The sequence below is a fragment of the Candidatus Hydrogenedentota bacterium genome (genome assembly GCA_035416745.1).
Taxonomy (GTDB): domain Bacteria; phylum Hydrogenedentota; class Hydrogenedentia; order Hydrogenedentales; family SLHB01; genus UBA2224.
Genome location: DAOLNV010000048.1, coordinates 22,827 through 26,445 on the forward strand (window position 1 = coordinate 22,827; position 3,619 = coordinate 26,445).

The following is a 3,619-nucleotide window of genomic DNA, read 5'->3' on the forward strand; positions in this document are numbered from 1 at the left end:
AAACGGGCGAAGAAGAAGACGCCGACGAAAAGGATTACCGCGACGAATACGGCGATTCGGCATTGGACAATCCCGCCGCCAACGGGGCGGACGATGACCTGCTCGACGACTACGATGACGACGCGGACGCTGCCGGAGAGCAGCCGGACCGCGGCCACAGTCCCGCAGCAAAACGCGAAACCCTCGACCGCGCTGAAGACGCCGCTAAAACCGCCCAAACTCCGGGAGATTCCGCCTCCGCGGATGACAGCGGCGAAGATGCGGCAGAGGACGAGGACGGCGGCGCCGGTTCTAAACGCTTTCGCTCGCGCCGGGGAATAGGCCGGCGCGGCGCTGTGCGCAAACGGCGCCCCCAAAAGCCTCTGGCTTCGGTCTCCGCAAATGAGGAGAAGACAGGCGCCGCGGAACCCAAAGAAGACGCCTCTGGTGATTCGGACAACTCCTGAAGATACCATCGCGGCGATATCCACACCGCACGGTGAGGGCGCCATTGGTATTGTGCGGCTCAGCGGCCCCGATGCGATTCGCATCGCGGCCGCTGTTTTTCGCTCCACCACGGGCCTTGACATCCGGACTTCGCCCCGCCGCATCTTTCACGGGGAAATCCGCGCCGCGGATGAAACCCTCGACGAGGTCCTGGTGCACGTGATGCGCGCGCCTCACAGTTACACCTGCGAAGACGTCGTCGAAATCAACGCGCACGGCGGCATGGCGCCCGTGCAGGCAATCCTCGAACTTCTTCTCGAGAAGGGCGCCCGTCTGGCCGAACCGGGCGAGTTTACCAAGCGCGCGTTTCTCAATGGCCGCATCGACCTTGTGCAGGCCGAAGCCGTCATTGATCGGATCCGCGCCAGGACACGCGCCGGACTGCGCGCCGCCCATGCCGCCGCCTCGGGTGCGCTGTCCAAAGCCATTGCCTCGATGCGCGACGCCCTCCTCGATGCCCTCGCCCGCATCGAGGCCGCCGTAGACTTCCCCGAGGAGGACCTGCCCGAACTCGTGACGCCCGAACTGAGAACCTCGCTCAATGAAATCGCGGGCAAGATGCAGACCCTGCTCGAGACATCCGAGGCGGGGCGTCTGTACCGCGAAGGAGCCGCGGCCACCATTGCCGGCCGGCCCAATGTCGGAAAGTCCAGCCTGTTCAACGCATTGTTGCGTGACGCGCGCGCCATCGTGACCGCCCAGCCCGGAACCACCCGCGACCTGCTCGAAGAGGTCATCACGATTCAGGGAATCCCCGTCCGCATCAGTGATACGGCGGGATTGCGCCAATCGCATGACGAGGTCGAACGGCTCGGCGTTGACAAGGCCCGCAATGCACTGACCGCCGCCGACATCGTCCTCTTCGTAATCGAGGCCACCAATCCCGCGACCCCCGAAGACGAAGCCCTCGCAACGGACCTCGAGGCCCTCGGAGTTCCCGTCTTGCTGGTGGTGAACAAGACCGACCTGAATCCCGGGCCCACCCTGCCAGCCGCCTGGCGCGGGAGGTTCGCCGGCGTATGCCTTCTCTCCGCCCAGACCGGGGCCGGCCTTCATGAGCTCGAGGCCGCCCTCGCCGGACAATTGCTCCACGGAACCTGCCTCAGCCCCTCGGAAGTCCTCATTACCCGGGTGCACCAGCGCGACAGCCTGCGCCGCGCCCGACGGGCGCTCCAACACTTGCTGGCAGAGTTTGACGCCTCGCCGGAGTTCCTCAGCATCGACCTGCGCGACGCACTCGATGCGCTCGGCGAAATCACGGGCGAAACCGCCACGGAAGACGTCCTTGACCGAATCTTCTCTTCGTTCTGTATCGGCAAGTGACGCGAAGAGGCGGGAAACCAGCGGCTATTTGTCGAGAGCCGCCCGGGTGTCGAATCGCAAGTACTCCGACGCATACTGCGCTTTCTCGAGGGCTCTGCGCGGACTCCGTGCCGTCACCAGAACATGCCCGACTGCGTCCCGCGACGGCACATCCACCTGATGGCCCAGCACCGTTCCCGGTTGGGCATTCACCTGAAGCCGCACGACTCCCGGCACCGCCCGGGCCTTCTCCTCTCCATGAACGGCGGAAACCACTCCTGAGCGCGCCGTCAGCCACCACAACGCGGCACAAACCTTGAACCGCGGCTTCGTATCAAACGGTTTCCCCAAAGCCGACGCAACATCCACTTCGAGCAGGTCGATGCCGCTGATCGCCGGGAAAAGCTCCGTAGCAAGCGCCGGCAACTGGCTGATGTGGCTCAACTCGACGAGGTGCAGCCCTTCCCCGGATACCATGAATTCGAGCACGACCAATCCGTGGACGCCGCCCATGACGCCCATGACCGTGCGCACGCTTTCCCGCAGTTTGTCTCGAAGCGGGCCCGCCACCCGCACCGGCGCAACCAGGGCCCGGTCGAAGAGATGGTCGTGTTCCGCAGGCACGTTGCTGTATACCATCAGCGTGGACCACCGGCCCTGGGAACGATGACAGATTACCCGGTATTCATGCCCCGGCAGATACGGCTCCAGCAAGACCCGGCCCGACGATGCATGCTTGACTGCCCGGGTGAAGGCCAGCGGCGCGTCAGCAATGTCCCGCACAATAAGCGCGCCCTGTCCCCACGCGCCCTCCAGGGGTTTCACCACGGCAGGGAGGCCCAGCCGGCGAATGATCTGCTCCGTCTCGGCAAGGGAACCGGCAATCCCGTAGCGAGGATTCAAGCCGGTCTCTCGAGCGAGAGCGGAACGAAGCGCTTCTTTGCTGTGGAGCAATCGGGCGGCGTACTCGGACAGACACGGGAAACCCAGCTTCGCCGACGCGGCCGCCGCTGCTTCCACATGGGCCTCATCGGCACAGTAGATGCCTTCGGCCCCGTTTGTGCGGGCTGCATCCGCCATGGCTTCGGGCTCATTGGGCAGGGACGTCGCGACGACGGCTTCGATACCCGCACGGCCGGCGGCTTCAGCCGCGCGGGCCGCGCAATCCTTGGCGCCCAGAATCAAAACACGTTGTTTCACGGCAAGTCTCGTCCTCTGGACAGGTCTGGCACGTTCCCCGCATCATGCACACCCCCTGCTTCCACGAGCCTTGTCGCGCCACCACTCCTATCGATAGGCTCCCCCACGCTGCACGGAACCCGCGGCTCACAGTTGCCCCATAACCTTACAACCTCTCTCCTCGTCCGTGCAAGGCGGCAATCATTGTCCAAGACGTAGCGCGCGAAGCCGGACCGATTGGGGCTGGCTCCCCATCAAGGTGACGGGCGCGTTCTCGAACGCTATGATAGGGGCACCGACTCGGACGAAGTGTAAGAAGCGGGGAACGCCGACATGCGAAAAACAATTGTGATTCTGGGCGTGTTTGTGCTTGTGACGGTATGCGCCGGCTGCCAGTCCGGGGCGCCCTTGTCCTCTGCAAAGCCCGATGTCTACCTCGTGCGGCAGACGGACGAGACCATTGCCATCGACGGACGTCTCAACGAGCCGGCCTGGCAACGGGCGGAAGCGATCAGCCGGTTCTACGTGTTCCGCCCGGAAGGCGCCGATGCCATTTCGCCTACTCAGGTCCGAATGCTTTGGGATCAGGAGTTTCTATACCTTTGCTTCCAATGCGAGGACGCGGACATCTGGTCGTTTTCGGACACGCCTG

General features: G+C 64.3%; 4 protein-coding genes. 3 read left to right on the forward strand and 1 reads right to left on the reverse strand.

Features of this window, described 5'->3' with window-relative positions:
* Together PLJ71_14335 and mnmE are read left to right on the forward strand one after the other, a co-directional pair.
* Positions 1-446, forward strand: a 446-nt coding sequence (locus PLJ71_14335; GenBank protein HQM49863.1) for a hypothetical protein, incomplete at its 5' end; no start/stop codon positions are given.
* Entirely contained in the window at positions 427-1,809 is a 1,383-nt protein-coding gene (mnmE, locus tag PLJ71_14340; protein ID HQM49864.1) for a tRNA uridine-5-carboxymethylaminomethyl(34) synthesis GTPase MnmE, read from the forward strand. The genes PLJ71_14335 and mnmE, both read left to right, overlap by 20 nt.
* 24 nt (positions 1,810-1,833) lie before the next feature.
* Here mnmE and PLJ71_14345 read toward each other — a convergent pair whose 3' ends face one another.
* The gene (locus PLJ71_14345; protein ID HQM49865.1) at positions 1,834-2,988 is read right to left on the reverse strand and encodes an ATP-grasp domain-containing protein; all 1,155 of its coding nucleotides are present in this window, start codon (positions 2,986-2,988) and stop codon (positions 1,834-1,836) included.
* 312 nt (positions 2,989-3,300) lie between these two features.
* Here PLJ71_14345 and PLJ71_14350 point away from each other — a divergent pair.
* Positions 3,301-3,619 (forward strand): carbohydrate-binding family 9-like protein (locus PLJ71_14350; GenBank protein HQM49866.1); only part of this gene is annotated, 319 nt, incomplete at its 3' end.